Below are 15779 nucleotides of genomic sequence, written 5' to 3'. Positions count from 1 at the left end.
TCTAAAATTCCCGCCATGAAAACCACTTATTTCACCGCCGGCCGGGGGCTGGCGGCGGGCGTAGCTATGCTCACGGCCAGCTGCAATGAGCCCGAACAAGCTACTGCGCCTCAGCCGCAAGCCTATGCGGCCGATGCCGGACTGGTCTGCACCCAACAGCCCGAAGGCACGAGCTACACTATTTACCCGCAGTGCGCCGACGGCACGGCCATCGGCGATGTGATGCCCTATTACGATAGCGCCACCAATACCACGTATTCCTATTTTCTGAAGGACATCTGGAACGATGCCACTAACCAGCGACATCCCTGGTACGCCTTCAAAACCACCAATTTCTACAGCTACTCGGCGCTTTCAACTGGCGAGCAGCTGAGCTGTGCCTCAGCCACCTGCGCCCAGGATTTTGCCGTCGGCACGGGTAGCGTGACGAAGAAGGGCAGCGCCTACTACGCCTATTACACCGGCTTCAACCCTAACTCGGCCAACTGCACCAACCGCAAGGAGGGCGTGATGCTGGCCACGGCCACGGCGCTCAACCAGCCGTTTGTGAAAAATACCAGCTTCGGTACGCTGTATGCGCCGACGGGGCAGGGCTTCGACGAAACCGACAATTTCCGCGACCCTTATGTGTATTTCGATGACGCCTCGGCCACCTACTACCTGCTAGTGGCGGCCCGGCAAAACGTGGCCGGCACCTGGCGCGGCGTCGTGGCCAAATATACCTCGACTGACCTGACTACCTGGACATATCAGGGACGACTCTACGATGGCGGCAGCACTAACTTCTTCATGCTGGAGTGCCCGCAGCTGTTCAAAATCGGCGACACCTACTACCTGCTGTTTGCCGACATTAACTCAAAAAACTGCTACTACCGCAAAAGCACCTCGCTGGCCGGCCCCTGGAGCGTGCCCAACGGCACCGCCCGCTTCGACGGCAACGGCTTCTACGCCCCTAAGCTCATCACCGACCAGTACGGCGACCGCTACCTGCAGGCCTGGGTGCCGCGCCGCGCCGGCAGCACCGACACCGGCGCCCTGCAGTGGGGCGGCAACCTGATTACGCATAAGCTCTACCAGTTGGCCAATAAGGATTTGGCCGTGACTATTCCGCACACGCTGAAGAGCTACCTGCAGGCCCAGCCCCAGGCCATTGTGAAAAACAGCCAGTGGGGCAACGTGACAAATACCGGCGGCGGCACCCAGAGCTACCGCCTGATAAGCACCGCCAACAACGACGTAGCCAATGTGCTCTACGACCCTATCAACCTGACGCGCTTCAAAATCAGCACCACCGTGTCGTACAGCAGCGCGGCCAAGGATTTCGGCTTTCTGCTGGGCGCCTGCGACGGCTACAACCAGTTTTACAGCCTGCGCTTCGTGCCCGGCCAGAACCGCTTCAGCTTCGACCTGACCAACCGCAGCAATCTGACCACGACCACCGTGGCCACGGCCGACGTACCTTTCCCGCTGCAACCCAACACCAACTACACGGTCGAAATCGTGGAGGAAAACTCGGTGGTGGTGGTGTACCTCAACAACGTGGCGGCTCTCACGGCCCGCATCTACAAAGCCCCGAAAACCTCCTGGGGTGTTTTCGTGGATAACAGCACGGCTACATTCAGCAATATTTTGGTAACCAAGCCATCGTGACCGTGGCATGGTCGGCGGTGACTATTTCGCGCCATAATTCTCAGCATCTGTCTCTTCCCGCAGCATTGCCTGACGCCTGCTACAGGAGTTTCGCTCAAAGTACTGCGTGTATCGCTGGCCGTTAGTGCCGTACCATCATTGTTCTTCTGCTGCTTCGTGGAGCGCGAGTACGGCCGCAAAAACCTGGAGCAGGAAGCGTACCGCGTGGCGCAGCTGTATTGCTGAATGTCAGGCAAGAACAACGGAGGACAGTACTGCCAATGGACTAAGTGAAAATGCTGCTTGGTGGCAAACCCTGTTCAATAAATGGTAAGATTTTCCTTTTCTGGGCGCAGGCGGTGCGACTTTTTGCAACAGAATCGTGACTGAGATTTTATACATAAATGTCAGGTGTTCAGCGATGAAATTGTCGGATTTTGGTGCTACCCTGCAAATCCGTAACTCTCTTAGCCAAGGCCGGCCAAGAGACGAGTAGCGATTTGCTGTGGTCTGCTGGTCGGTATTGTAGTGCCTCGCTCCGTGCTGGAATGCGGCTTGTGCCGCTGGCTGCGCCGTTGACATCATCAGTGCTAGCTTTTCGGCAACGATGCCGGCAACGATTGCGGAAATAAAAGGGCGTGGAGGAGTGCCTTTTGGCAGGGATGGGGAATAATATTGGTGATTAATCCTACAATTCTCACCCACATTCCTATGGTCAATACTCCTACCTTTTCCCCTCGCCGCGCCAGCGGCCTGGCCCGCGTCTGGGCGCTGCTGGGGCTGCTTCTGCTGCTGAGCACGCGGCTGTATGCCTACGATGTGACCGTGGCCCAGGACGGCACCGGCGACTTCACCACCGTGCAGGCGGCCATTAACGCGGCGCCCACCAATCGCACGGCTGTGTACAGCATCTTCATTAAGAACGGCCGGTATGCCGAGAAAATGAGCGTGCCGTCTAACAAGCCGTTTCTGCAACTGGTGGGCGAGAGCGTAGCCAATACCATCCTCACGTACAGCGATGGTGCCAGCACCAGCGTGGGCGGCAACACCTTGGGTACGCAGGGCTCGGCCAGCTTCAGCATCAGCGCTTCCGACTTCTCGGCCTTCAACATTACGTTTGAAAATACCTTCGGCGACGGTTCGCAGGCGGTGGCTGTGTTGGTGAATGCCGACCGCGCCGTGTTCAAGAACTGCCGCTTCCTGGGCAATCAGGATACGCTGTACGTGAAGGGCAGCGGCACGCCAATGCACTACTTCCGCGACTGTTACATCGACGGCAACGTGGATTTTATCTTCGGTAGCTCGGTAGCGGTGTTCGAAAACTGCGTGGTGTATGCCAAGTCGCGCACCTCAAATGGCGCCTCCTACATCACGGCGGCCAACACGCCGGCCGGGCAGGCGTACGGCTTCGTATTCCGCAATACCACGCTGCCCTCGAACACCGGCGGCACGCTGTATTACCTGGGCCGGCCCTGGCAGAACGACGCCGCCAACGCCGCCGCGCCGACCAACAACAAAACCGTATTCCTGAAAAGCCGCGTGGGTATCAACCAGCTGCAGCCCGCCGGCTGGGTAACCTGGGATGCCGGCACCAACACCAGCCTCATTACCTACGCCGAGTTCCGCCCCCGCCACTTCAACGGCAACGCCGTGAACGTGAGCCAGCGCGCGGCGTGGTCGCGCCAGCTGGCGGTGGCCGATACCGCAGCTTACCAGCGCGCCACGGTGTTCGGCAGCTGGAACCCCTGCGCCGTGGCCAGCAACGTCTGCGCCACCTTCTCGCCCGACATTGCGGTGGCCAACTTCCGCGCCGCCAAAGGAGCCAGCCAGACCACCATTAACTGGAACATCAGCTGGGCCATGACGGGCATCCGCTACGACTTGTACCGCTCGTCGGACAACGTCACCTTCAGCCAAATCAATACCGTAACGGCCGCTAACGACTCGACCTGGAACTTCCAGATGACCGACGCGCTGCCCGTGGCCGGCTCGGCCTACTACTATTACGTGCGCGCCTCGAAGGCCGGCCTGGCTACCCACCAGACGGCTACCGTGCAGGTATCGAGCGTGCCCACCATCACGGCCAACACCGTTGCCCTCGGCACTTTCGCGCAGTACCAGACGGGTACCTCGGCCGTGCAGACCTACACCGTGAGCGGTGAAAACCTGACGGCCAACGTGACCATTACGCCGCCGGCCAACTACGAAGTATCCGCCAACGGCGGCACGAACTGGGCCACCAACGTCGCCCCGCTGGTGCTGACGCCCGCGGCCAACACCCTGGCTGCTACCATTATCAGCGTGCGGCTGAATGCCGCCACGGCGGGCACCTACGCCGGCAATATCGTGCACAGCAGCCCCGGCGCCACTGCGCTAAACGTGGCCGTGACGGGCGCCAAAACCAACACCGCCGCCCAGGTTTCGAACGTGTTGCAGTGGTGGTCGCTGAAAGTGAGTGACCAGGACAGCGCCCAGGTGCGCTCGGCGGCCGTGACGGCCAGCACGTCCACCTTCAACCAGCTGGTGCCTTCGAATGGTACTACGGTTACGGCTTATCCGGCGCGCTCGTCGCGCTACGGGCAGGCGTTTGCCCCCACCGCCACCGGGCAGTGGACCACCGCCGTGGGCGGCCCCGGCAGCTCGCTCAACCGCCGTTTCTACAAGCAGTTCACCGTTACTGCTGATGCCGCTTCGGCCGTGCGCATCGATTCGCTGGTGTTCTGGAATGCCATTTACAACACTACGGGCCTGGCGGGCGTGTCGTACTCGCTCACCGGTTTTGCCGTGGGCAACGCCGACTCGGTGAACGTCACCAACGGCGTGGGGCCGCTGGGCACGCTCACCACCGGCGGGGGCACCAACGGCGCCCCGGCCTCTTTCGCCATTCGCAACCAGAACAGCGGCACCAACCAAACCTACCGCTTGGCCCTGAATGGCACCACGGGCGTCACCGTTCCGGCCGGGCAGACGCTGACCATCCGCATGTACTTCACCACCAGCAGCACCAGCAACGGCCGCTACATGCTGCTGCGCGACGTGATGGTGAAAGGCGAAGCCCTGAGCGCGCCCTGCAATGCCGCCTTCTCTTACGCTAACGCCACCTACTGCGCCAGCGGTACCAACCCGACGCCGACGGTGACCGGCACGGCGGGCGGCGCCTTCACCTCGACCACCGGCCTGAGCATTGAGGGTAGCACGGGCACTATCAACCTGGCCACCAGCACGCCGGGTACTTACGTAATTACGTATACACCGGGCGTGGCCTGTTCCAGCACCGCCACCGTCACCGTAACGGCCGCCACTTCGGCCGCCTTCACCTACCCGGCCGCTACGTATTGCACCTCGCAGAGCAGCACGGTGCCCGTTACACTGGGCACCGGCGGCACGGCGGGCACCTTCTCGGCCTCGGTTGCCGGCCTCACGCTCGATGCCACTACCGGCACCATCACGCCCGGCAGCAGCACGCCCGGCACCTACACCGTGACGAACGCCGTAGCGGCCAGCGGCGGCTGCGCCGCCGCTTCGGCCACGTTCAGCGTGACCATCACGGCTGCTCCCGCCGCCACTTTCAGCTACGCCAATGCCGCCTACTGCGCTAGCAGCAATCTGGTTACGCCCACCGTGGCTACTGGCAGCACGGCCGGCACTTACTCCTCGACCACCGGCCTGAGCATCGACCCGACCACGGGCGCCGTGAACCTGGGCAGCAGCACGCCCGGCACCTATGTGATAACGAACAGCCTGGCCGCCAGCGGTGCCTGCGCCGCTATCGCCGCCACGTTCAGCCTCACTATCAATCCTATCCCGGCCCAGCCCACAGTGACTGTTCAGAGCAGCGGCGGTGCTACCACCCTCACGTCGAGCGCCACCAGCGGCAACCAGTGGTACCTGGGCACTACGGCCGTACCCGGCGCTACCAGCCAGACTTACGTGGTGAATACGCCCGCGCAGCTGGGGTCGTACACCGTGGTAACCACCAGCGCCGCGGGCTGCGTTTCCGCTCCATCGGCGGCAATAGTGGTGACCAGCCGCCGCGCCGCGCTGGCTGGCAGCAGCCTCCGCGTGTATCCCAATCCGGCGCAGGGGCACCTCACGGTGGAGCTGGCTGGCTACCGTCAGGCTACAGAGCTGAGCCTGCTCAATGCGCTAGGCCAAGTGGTGCTAACTCGTATGCTGACGGCCAATGAATCAGTTGCACCGCAGCAATTTAGCCTCGTTGGCTTGGCTGCGGGCGTGTATGTGCTGCGGGCTACCACGGCCGGTGGGCTCGATACCCGCCGCGTGGTGGTGCGCTAGATAACTAGTAAGCAAATAAAGCAAAACGCCGTTTCCGCGAGTCGCGGAAACGGCGTTTTTTTGTAGGGGCGGGGCTTGCCCCCGCCCGCCGGAACTGTACGAATGACGCAACCGGCGCGGTGATGCCGGGCGGGGGCAAGACCCGCCCCTACGTCTTTCGGCAGCCTGTTTTTGAAATTACGTGGTATCGTTCCCGGCATCGTTTGCGCAAATAAATCGGCGTTCTAACCCTGTTTTAAGGCATTCGCGGCGGGGGCGGGGTTAATATTGTAGAGGCATCAATTGGTGCCTCCCGGCTGCTAAGCGGGCGGGCCGACCTTGGGTAGTAGTTGATGAAAGCAACTTTGGCACTGTCGCTGGCGAGTCTGGCAACGTTCCTGCTGCTGGCCTTCCGGCCGGCCGACGAGCAGAAAATTCAGATTTTCCTGGTGGGCGACTCCACGATGTCGCAGAAGGCCGACCTTAGCAAGCCGGAGCGCGGCTGGGGCATGGCCTTCGGGCAGTTTTTTGATGGCGGCGTCAGCATTCAGAATCACGCCCAGAACGGGCGTAGCACCAAGAGCTTTCTGCGCGAAGGCCGCTGGGCCAAAGTGCTGGAGCAGGTGAAACCCGGCGACTGGGTGTTCATTCAGTTCGGGCACAACGACTCGAAAACCGAGGACAGCACCCGCTCGGCCCCGGCCCAGACTACCTACCGCCAGCTACTCACCAAATTCGTGCAGGAGGCGAAGCAGAAGGGCGCCAACCCGGTGTTGCTCACGCCCGTGGGCCGCCGCTACTTCGATGACAAAGGCCAGCGCAAGGACGACCACGGCCAATACCCCGCCGTGGCCCGCGAAGTGGCTAAAGCCCAGAAAGTGCCGCTGATTGACCTGCACGAAAAAAGCTGGGCACTTTACTCGCAATTGGGTGAAGAGGGTAGCCGGCCGCTGTTCTGGAGCTACATCAACGGCTACTACCAGCCCAACCCCGTGCCGCCGGCCAAGAACGACAACACCCACTTCTCGGAGTACGGCGCAACCCGCGTGGCCCAGCTGGTGGCGCAGGGTGTGCAGGAGCAGAAGCTCGGGTTGGCCAGTCACTTGCGCCACACGAATTTCGACGGCAAGTACGCTTACGAGCTACCCATCGTACTGCCGGTTATCATCAAAAAGGACACCTTTGACCTGACGAAGTATGGTGCGCTGGCCGACGGCCAGCAGCTCAACACCGAGGCTTTCCGCAAAGCCATCGACGCGGCCGGCCAGCAGGGCGGCACCGTGCTGGTGCCCCGGGGCCTGTGGCTCACCGGCCCCATCGTGCTGAAAAGCAATGTAAATCTGCACCTGGCCGCCGGCGCGCTGGTGCAGTTCACGGCCGACCGCGCCCAGTACCCGCTGGTGAAAACCACCTGGGAAGGGGAGGAGGCCATCCGCAACCAGGCCCCGATTTCGGGTACCGACCTCACCAACGTGGCCATCACCGGCCCGGGCGTGTTCGACGGAGCCGGCGACACCTGGCGGCCCGTGAAAAAGAGCAAGCTCACCTCCGGCCAGTGGAAGGATTTGCTGGAAAGAGGCGGCGTGACCAACGATAAGAAAGACACCTGGTACCCCTCGGCCAGCTCGCTGAAGGGCACCCTCGAAACCCATAACGGCCCCCTGCGCCGGGGCCTCGACCTGACGGCCTACGACGACGTGCGCGACTTCCTGCGGCCCAATATGCTCAGCCTCACGCGCTGCCGGCAGGTGCTGCTGGAAGGCTTCACCATCCAGAACTCGCCGGCCTGGACCATCCACCCGCTGCTGTGCGACAACGTGACGGTGCGTAACGTAACCGTGCGCAATCCCTGGTACGGCCAGAACACCGACGCGCTCGACCTGGAGTCGTGCCGCACCGGCCTCGTGGAGGGCTGCACCTTCGACGTGGGCGACGATGGCATCTGCATCAAAAGCGGGCGCGATGAGCAGGGCCGCAAGCGCGGCGTGCCCACCGAAAACTTCATTTTTCGCGACTGCAAGGTGTACCACGCCCACGGCGGCTTCGTCATCGGCTCGGAGATGTCGGGCGGGGCGCGCAACCTGTTCGTGAGCAACTGCACCTTCATCGGCACCGATGTCGGGCTGCGCTTCAAAACCGCCCGCGGCCGGGGCGGGGTAGTCGAAAACGTGTTCGTGGACGGCGTGGACATGACCGACATCGCCGGGCAGGCCATCCTGTTCGACATGTACTACGCCGCCAAGGACCCCGTGCCGCAGGCCGGCGAATCGACCGAGCCGCCCGTCATCGCCGCCATGCCGCTCAACGAGGGCACGCCGCAGTTCCAGGGCTTCCGCATTCGCAACGTGACCTGCAAAGGCGCCGAAACCGGCATCCTGGTGCGCGGGCTGCCGGAGATGAGCATCAAGGATATCCGCATTGAAGATGTTGTTATTCAATGCGAAAAAGGGATGGTGTGCCAGGAAGCCGAGAACATTCAGCTCAAAAACGTGACTCTGCTGAGCTCGGAAACCAGGCCGGTGCTGGAGGTGCAAAACAGCCGCAACATTGCGCTGGACGGCATCCGCTACGCGCCGAATGCCGAGCTGCTGCTGCGCGTCAGCGGCGACCGGTCGAAGGACATTCGGGTGCTGAACACCAACACGAAGGCGGCAAAAAAAGACGTGGAGCTGGGCCAGAAGCTGGGTAAGAAAACCGTAACCATCGCCAAAGGCTAAGGGGCTAACTGTATGAATAGTATCGTTCTTTCTTTGCTGGGTATGGCCTTGTTTGGGCAGGCGGCCGTGGCGCAGCCGGCCCCGCCGGCTGCCCCGCCCATGTCGCAGCGCATGGCCGACGCCTTCATCAGCTGGCACCCCGATTCCATCGTCATCGGCAGCCGCAAAACGGCCCGCTGGGACTACGAGCAAGGGCTGATGCTCAAGGCGCTGGAACGCGTGTGGCAGCGCAGCGGCGATGGCAAGTACTTCACCTACATCAAGAAAGACCTCGACCAGTTCGTGCAAAAGGATGGCAGCATCCGCACCTACAAGGCCGAGGACTACAACCTCGACAACCTGACCACCGGTCACGCCCTGCTGCTGCTGGCCCAAACCTCGGTGCCCGACCAGGCCCGCTACGCCAAGGCCGCTACTCTGCTGCGCGAGCAGCTGGCGACGCAGCCGCGTACGAAGGCGGGCGGCTTCTGGCACAAGAAAATCTACCAGAACCAGATGTGGCTCGACGGCCTGTACATGGCCGAGCCGTTCTACGCCGAATACAGCCAGGTATTCAATCAACCCGCTGGTTTTGATGATGTCGCGAAGCAGTTTGCCCTGGTTGAGCAGCACCTCGTGGACCCCAAAACCGGCCTGCTCTACCACGGCTACGACGAAAGCCGCGAGCAGCAGTGGGCCAACAAAACCACCGGCCAGAGCCCCAACTTCTGGGACCGCGGCATCGGCTGGTACGCCATGGCCCTGGTGGATGTGCTCGACTACCTGCCCGCCAACCACCCGCAACGGCCGCAGCTGGTTAAAAGCGTGCAGCACCTGGCCCCCGTGCTGGCCCGGTATCAGGACGCCAAAACCGGCACCTGGAGCCTGGTAATGAACCAGGAAGCCCGCAAAGGAAACTACGCCGAAGCCTCCGGCAGCAGCATGTTCGTGTACTTCCTGGCCAAGGGCGTGCGACTGGGCTACCTCGATAAATCCTTCGCCAAAACGGCCGAGAAAGGCTACGCGGGCCTGTTGAAATCCTTCGTGAGCACCGAGTCCGGCGGCGCGCTGGCCTTCAACGGCACGGTGAGCGTGGGCGGGCTAGGCGGCAAGCCTTACCGCGACGGCTCCTTTGAATACTACCTCAGCGAGCCGCTGCGCAAGAACGACTTGAAGGGCGTCGGGCCGTTCATCCTGGCCAGCGTGGAGATGGAAATTGCGGCCGAAAACCAGCTTGGGCAGGGTAAAATCGTAGGCCTCGACTACTACTTCAACCACGAGCTGCGCAAAAACGCCCTCACCGGCGAGCCCGAGCAGTGGCACTACACTTGGGAGGAGCGCACCCACGGCGGCTTCTGGCTCTGGGGCAACCAGTTCCGGGAGCTGGGTGCCCGCACGGTAGCCGTGCCCACGGCCCCCACCGCCGCCACGCTCAAGCCCCTGAGTGTGTACATCATCGTGGACCCCGACACCCGCAAGGAAACGGCTAGCCCCAACTACGTGGGCGCCGCCGACCGCCAGGTTATCAACGACTGGGTGAAGGCCGGCGGCACGCTCGTGTTACTGGCCAACGACACCGCCAACTGCGAAACCAAGCACTTCAACGAGCTGGCCCAGACCTTCGGCGCCCGCTTCACCGACCAGAGCGTGAACATGGTGCAGGGCAGCCAGTTCGAGCAGGGTCTGGTCGATTTATCGACGGGCAAGGCGGTGTTTAAGAATGCTAAAACGGCTTACGTCAAGGAGCTGTCGGTGCTGAGCGTGCAGCAGCCCGCCCAGCCGCTGGTTACCAACAACGGCAAAGTCATCATGGCCACTGCCAACGTGGGCAAAGGCCGCGTGTTCCTACTCGGCGACCCCTGGCTGTACAACGAATACGTGGACGGGCGCAAGATTCCAGCCTCGTTCGAGAATTTTCAGGCGGCTAAAGACCTTGCTACGTGGCTGCTGAGTAAATAATCTTCGCCCCTGAACCGGGCTTTCGGCCGATGTCTGTTTTCCGATTTTGTCTGCTTCTCGGAATGTGCTGGCCCTGGCTGAGCCTGGGCCAAACGGCCCCGGTGTGGCTACCCGACCTGGGCAACGGCAGCTACAAAAACCCGGTGCTTTGCGCTGACTACTCGGACCCTGATGTGGTGCGGGTCGGCGATGACTACTACCTCACCTCGTCCAGCTTCAACTCGGCGCCCGGCCTGCAGATTCTGCATTCTAAAGACTTGGTGAACTGGACGATAATCGGTGCCGCCTTCACCCAGCAGCAGCCCGCCGCTCGCTACGACCAGCCGCAGCACGGCAACGGCGTGTGGGCGCCCGCCATCCGCTACCACCACAAGCAGTTTTACATCTACTACCCCGACCCCGACCTGGGCATTTTCGTGACGCGGGCGCGCCACCCGGCCGGCCCCTGGGAGCCGCCCATCCTCGTGAAGGAAGCCAGGGGCTGGATTGACCCCTGCCCGCTCTGGGACGACGACGGGCAGGCTTACCTGGTGCATGGCTTTGCCGGCAGCCGCGCCGGTTTTAAAAGTGTGCTGGCGGTGAGCCGCATGAGCCCCGACGGCCTGCGTCTGCTCGGCGATGAAGTGCTGGTGTTCGACGGTCACGACCGGCACCCCACCATCGAGGGGCCGAAATTCTACAAGCGCCACGGCTACTACTACATTTTCGCGCCGGGCGGCGGGGTGCCCACCGGCTGGCAGGTGGTGCTGCGCTCGCGTAATCCTTTTGGTCCTTACGAGGATAAGATTGTGCTGGCCCAGGGAAAAACGCCCATCAACGGCCCGCACCAGGGTGCCTGGGTTGATACGCCGGACGGCCGGGAAGACTGGTTTCTGCACTTCCAGGACCAGGGCGCTTACGGCCGGGTGGTGCATCTGCAGCCGATGATTTGGAAAAACGACTGGCCCGTCATCGGCCTCGACCCGGACGGCGACGGCGTGGGCGAGCCCGTGCTGACGCACCGCAAGCCGGCCCTCAAACCCCAGCCGCCGGCCGCGCCGGCTACCTCCGACGAGTTCAACGGCAACACCCTAGGCCTGCACTGGCAATGGTCGGCCAACCCGCAGTTGGGCTGGGCTTTTCCGATGGGGCCGCAGGGCATGCTGCGGCTATACTCGGTGCCGTTGCCGACGGATTACAAGAACTTCTGGCAGCTGCCTAATCTGCTGCTGCAAAAGCTGCCGGCCGAACAGTTCACTGCCACCGCTAAGCTGCGCTTCGTGCCCCGCTTCGAGGGCGAAAAGGCCGGGCTGGTGATAATGGGGCTCGACTATGCCCACCTCTCCCTGACCCACCGCGCCGGCAAGCTGCAACTGGCCCTCAGCACCTGCCTGAATGCTGACAAGGGAACCGCCGAAGTCAGCAGCCCGCCGCTGGACGTGCCCGCCGACCAGCCGCTGTACCTGCGTGTGGTGGTGCGCGCCGGCGCCAAATGCCAGTTCAGCTACAGCCTCAATGGCCAGTCGTTTCAGCCCGTCGGCGCCGAATTTCAGGCCCGCGAGGGCAAGTGGATTGGCGCCAAGATGGGCCTGTTCTGCACCCGCGCCGGGCGCACCAACGACGCTGGCCACCTCGACGCCGACTGGTGGCGCGTGACCCCCTGACCTGTATTTTCTCTACCCTCTTACCCTAACTCCCACCCATGCAATACTTCCTACTTAGCTGGCTGCTCCTGCTCAGCACCACCTTGCTGGCTCAAAACCAGCAATGGACGGTGGCCCCCGACGGCAGCGGCACCTACCGCACCGTGCAGGCCGCCCTCGATGCGGTACCCAAAAACAACCGCACGCTCATCACCATATTCATCAAAAAAGGCATCTACAAGGAAAAGCTCAACCTGGCCAAAAAACAGAACTTCGTGCGCCTGCTGGGCGAAGATGCCCTCGAAACCATCCTCACCTTCGACGACTTCAACGGCCGGGTGCCGGATGGCGCGCTTGAGCCGCTGGGTACTTCCGAAGCCTCAGCTTTCCGGGTATTTGGCAACGACTTTTCAGCCGAAAACCTGACCTTTCAAAACCCCGCCACCACCGGGCAAGCCCCGGCCATGTGGGTGTACGGCGACAAGGCGCGGTTCCTCAACTGCCGCTTTCTGGGCTTCCGCGACACGCTGTACCCCTACGGCTACGGCAGCCGGCAGTACTACAAAAACTGCTACATCGAAGGCACCACCGACTTCATCCTGGGCGCGGCTACGGCCTGGTTCGAGGGCTGCACGCTGTTTTGCAAGGCCGGCGGCACTTGCATCATGGCGGCCTCCACGCCCGACAGCGTGCAGTTCGGCTTTGTGCTGCAGCGCTGTAAGATTGTCGGCGACGCCCCGGCCGACTCCTATTTCCTGGGCCGACCCTGGAAGCCCACGGCCAAAACCGTGCTGCTCAACTGCGAGCTGGGTGCCCACATCAAGCCCAAGGGCTGGGACCACTGGGGCAAGGAAAGCAACAAGCAGGATGCCTTTTTTGCCGAGTTTAAATCGACGGGCCTCGGGGCCGCGCCCAAAAGCCGCATCCTCTGGTCGCGGCAGATGACGCCGCAGCAGGCCGCGCTTTATACACCAGCGGCCGCGTTTCGAGGCTGGGACCCCGAAGGGAAGTAGCGGCTAGCTGCCGGCCGGGTCCCGCTGCGACGACCCCCGCACCGTGAGCACCGTCGGCAGCTTCACCGTGCTCACGGGCGCGGCTTTGTGCTTGCGCTCGATAAGCTCAATGAGCCGCTCGGCGGCCAGCTGGCCGATTTCCTGGGCGGGTTGCGTCACGGTGCTCAGGGGCGGGTTCAGCATTTCGGCGGCTTGCAGGTTGGTGAAGCCGATAAGCGAAATATCCTCGGGAATGGCGATGCCGCGCTCCCGCAGGGCCTTGAGACAGCCCAGCGCCAGCCGGTCGCTGGCCGTGAAAAAGGCGTCGGGGCGGGGCGATTGCGCCAGCAGCTCGTCCACGAGCTGGTCGGCCTCGTCGGGGCCGAAGGTGCCGTAGCGCACCAGGTTTTCATCGAAGGGCACGCCGTAGGCGTCCAGCGCGGCGCGGTAGCCCGCCAGCCGCTCCTGCGTAATCGACAGGTAGGGCGGAATGGTGAGGTGGGCAATGCGGCGCCGGCCGGTGCTGAGCAGGTGGGCCGTGGCGGCGTAGGCACCGGTAAAATTGTCGGCTACTACCTGACTCACGTTCAGCTCATCGGCCACGCGGTCGAAGAGCACCAGCGGCATGCCCTGCGCGTGCAGCGCCTTGATGTGGCTCAGGTCGGAGGTTTCGCTCGACAGCGACAGTAGCAGGCCATCGACGCGGCGGGCTACGGCCTGCTGCATGTTGGCCAGCTCGCGCTCGTACGACTCGTGGGTTTGGAAGATGATGACGTGGTAGCCCCGGTTGTAGGCAATGGCCTCGATGCCGTTGATGGCCTGCGAGAAGAAGTTGTTGGCAATCTGGGGCACGATGACGCCGAGGGCCTTGCTGCTGTTGCCCTTCAGGCTGAGAGCAATGGGGTTGGGCCGGTAGTTGATTTTCTCGGCGTATTCCATCACCAGCCGCTTGGTTTCGGGGCTGATTTCATAGCTGTCGCGCAGGGCCCGGGAAACCGTGGAGGTCGATAGATTCAGCGCGCGGGCAATGTCTTTGATGGTGACGGGGTCCAAGTGACTTTCCTGTTAATGTACAAAATAACCGTACGGGCAACAGCCCGCGTCGGCAATCCAAATCAGGCGGCTTTTGTGGGGCCAGACGCCGGGCGGGCCGCCAATGCCGGCGCGGAGTGGGGGTGACATCGTTCCCGGCATCGTTTGCACAAAAATAAATTGTCCAACTCTTGCTATTGCCGTAGCAATAGGGGAACCTTGAATCAGGTATTGCAAACACAAGAGTACCACAAATCTGCTTAATACCCAAGCAATCCGCTTAAAATCCATTCCCACCCACCGCTTCATCACCCGTCTTATGCCGCATTTTTCCTCCTTTCCCAGCGCCGCCAAGCGCTTGCCTCTGGCCTTGTTGCCCATCCTGTTGCTGACGGCGGGCGCGGCTCAAAGCCAGGCCATCAGAACGTACACGATGGTGGCCGCCGGCAGCAATGCGGCCGCTTACCAGGGCCTGCAGCCCACCACCACCGCCGCCGTGCGCACTGCCGGCGACGGCGACGAAGGCTACTACAACAACCTGCCTATTGGCTTTCCCTTCACCTTCGGCGGCACGGCCTACACCACCGTTTCGGCCTCGACCAACGGCTGGCTGACTTTCGGCCAGCCCCTCGTGGATGCCGGCCCCGCCAACAACCTGAGCTCGGGCACGCCCCGGCCCATTGTGGCCCCGCTGTGGGACGACATCAGCTTCGGCGCGCCCGGCGGGGCGGCCGGCACCGACGGCGACCTGTTTGTGCAAACCAGCGGCACGGCCGGCAGCCGCATTTTCACCATCGAGTGGCGCAACATTCGCTGGAATACCACCGCCGCCGGCCCCGTGGCCTCGTGCCTGGTGCAGCTGCTGGAAGCCACCGGCGAGGTGAAGCTGATGTACCTGCAGGGCTCCACGAGCGCCGCGGGCTCGAACCGGACGGCCTCGGTGGGTATCGCGGGCACGGCGGCGGGCGACTTTATTTCGCTGGCCAGCCTGCAGCTGGCCACCACCACCAGCACCACCACCGAAACGACCACCATCAGCGGCCGGGCCACCAGCGGGCGCATCTTCACCTTCACCCCGAGCACGCCGACGGCCAACCGTGCGGCGTTTGCGCAACCCCCCTTGCAGCTGGCGCCGAACCCGGCCAGCACCACGGTGCGCGTGCTGGGCCACGATGCCCGCCAGCCCCTGCGCCTGCTCGACGCGCAGGGCCGCGTGGTGCGCACGCTGGGCGCCGGCGCCACCAGCCTCGACCTGCGCGGCCTGGCCGCCGGGCTGTACCTGGTGCAGTCGGGGCGGCGCACGCAGCGGCTGGTGGTGGAAAACTAAGCGCTTGTAATAGCTTTCAGAAAAGCGGCTTGCCTTGAAGGCAAGCCGCTTTTTTTATGGACTATCGGCACGACGTAGGGGCCTGACCGCTCCTACGTCGTGCCGATAGGGTAGGGCTGTTGGTCCGGTAGAGTGCGGTTGTTGGCAGATGGCGCGGTTATGCCGGGTGGGGCAAGCCCCACGCCGACGTCGTGCTGCTATTTGTATTGAATAGTTAGAGCTTAAGAACCCTGTTGGGGTTCTTAAG

At 62.8% G+C, this 15779-nt stretch carries 8 protein-coding genes; 7 read left to right on the top strand and 1 reads right to left on the bottom strand.

Annotation, left to right across the window (positions count from 1 at the left end; genetic code table 11):
• The first annotated feature begins 15 nt into the window (after nt 1-15).
• The 6 genes from Q5H93_RS07040 (at nt 16) to Q5H93_RS07015 (ending at nt 13194) form a co-directional block, all read left to right on the top strand.
• Nucleotides 16-1650, top strand: a complete 1635-nt coding sequence (locus tag Q5H93_RS07040; protein WP_305005799.1) for a glycoside hydrolase family 32 protein — start codon at nt 16-18, stop codon at nt 1648-1650.
• Nucleotides 1651-2340: 690 nt separating this feature from the next.
• Complete coding sequence (locus Q5H93_RS07035) at nt 2341-5925, top strand: pectinesterase family protein (protein ID WP_305005798.1); 3585 nt, start codon at nt 2341-2343, stop codon at nt 5923-5925.
• A gap of 332 nt (nt 5926-6257) precedes the next feature.
• Nucleotides 6258-8621, top strand: a complete 2364-nt coding sequence (locus tag Q5H93_RS07030) for a glycosyl hydrolase family 28 protein (RefSeq protein WP_305005797.1) — start codon at nt 6258-6260, stop codon at nt 8619-8621.
• Between the two features lie 12 nt (nt 8622-8633).
• The gene (locus tag Q5H93_RS07025; RefSeq protein WP_305005796.1) at nt 8634-10559 is read left to right on the top strand and encodes a glycoside hydrolase family 88/105 protein; all 1926 of its coding nucleotides are present in this window, start codon (nt 8634-8636) and stop codon (nt 10557-10559) included.
• Nucleotides 10560-10621: 62 nt separating this feature from the next.
• Nucleotides 10622-12202, top strand: coding sequence for a glycoside hydrolase family 43 protein (locus Q5H93_RS07020; RefSeq protein ID WP_305005795.1), 1581 nt, complete (start codon nt 10622-10624; stop codon nt 12200-12202).
• A gap of 38 nt (nt 12203-12240) precedes the next feature.
• Complete coding sequence (locus Q5H93_RS07015) at nt 12241-13194, top strand: pectinesterase family protein (protein WP_305005794.1); 954 nt, start codon at nt 12241-12243, stop codon at nt 13192-13194.
• A gap of 3 nt (nt 13195-13197) precedes the next feature.
• Here Q5H93_RS07015 and Q5H93_RS07010 read toward each other — a convergent pair whose 3' ends face one another.
• Nucleotides 13198-14226, bottom strand: a complete 1029-nt coding sequence (locus tag Q5H93_RS07010) for a LacI family DNA-binding transcriptional regulator (RefSeq protein WP_305005793.1) — start codon at nt 14224-14226, stop codon at nt 13198-13200.
• A 298-nt stretch (nt 14227-14524) separates the two neighbouring features.
• On the opposite strand from Q5H93_RS07010, the gene Q5H93_RS07005 reads away from it, so the two are divergent.
• Entirely contained in the window at nt 14525-15532 is a 1008-nt protein-coding gene (locus tag Q5H93_RS07005) for an NIDO-like domain-containing protein (protein ID WP_305005792.1), read from the top strand.
• Nucleotides 15533-15779 lie beyond the last annotated feature (247 nt).

It is taken from the genome of Hymenobacter aranciens, from assembly GCF_030580865.1.
GTDB lineage: Bacteria > Bacteroidota > Bacteroidia > Cytophagales > Hymenobacteraceae > Hymenobacter > Hymenobacter aranciens.
Note: the sequence above shows the minus strand (reverse complement) of the source record. Positions and strands in the feature narration are given on the sequence as shown.

What these genes read in the sequence shown, in the direction of transcription:
- Q5H93_RS07030 (WP_305005797.1), top strand. Translation starts at nt 6,258, where the DNA reads ATGAAAGCAACTTTGGCACTGTCGCTGGCGAGTCTGGCAACGTTCCTG.
- Q5H93_RS07015 (WP_305005794.1), top strand. Translation starts at nt 12,241, where the DNA reads ATGCAATACTTCCTACTTAGCTGGCTGCTCCTGCTCAGCACCACCTTG.
- Q5H93_RS07035 (WP_305005798.1), top strand. Translation starts at nt 2,341, where the DNA reads ATGGTCAATACTCCTACCTTTTCCCCTCGCCGCGCCAGCGGCCTGGCC.
- Q5H93_RS07040 (WP_305005799.1), top strand. Translation starts at nt 16, where the DNA reads ATGAAAACCACTTATTTCACCGCCGGCCGGGGGCTGGCGGCGGGCGTA.
- Q5H93_RS07025 (WP_305005796.1), top strand. Translation starts at nt 8,634, where the DNA reads ATGAATAGTATCGTTCTTTCTTTGCTGGGTATGGCCTTGTTTGGGCAG.
- Q5H93_RS07020 (WP_305005795.1), top strand. Translation starts at nt 10,622, where the DNA reads ATGTGCTGGCCCTGGCTGAGCCTGGGCCAAACGGCCCCGGTGTGGCTA.
- Q5H93_RS07005 (WP_305005792.1), top strand. Translation starts at nt 14,525, where the DNA reads ATGCCGCATTTTTCCTCCTTTCCCAGCGCCGCCAAGCGCTTGCCTCTG.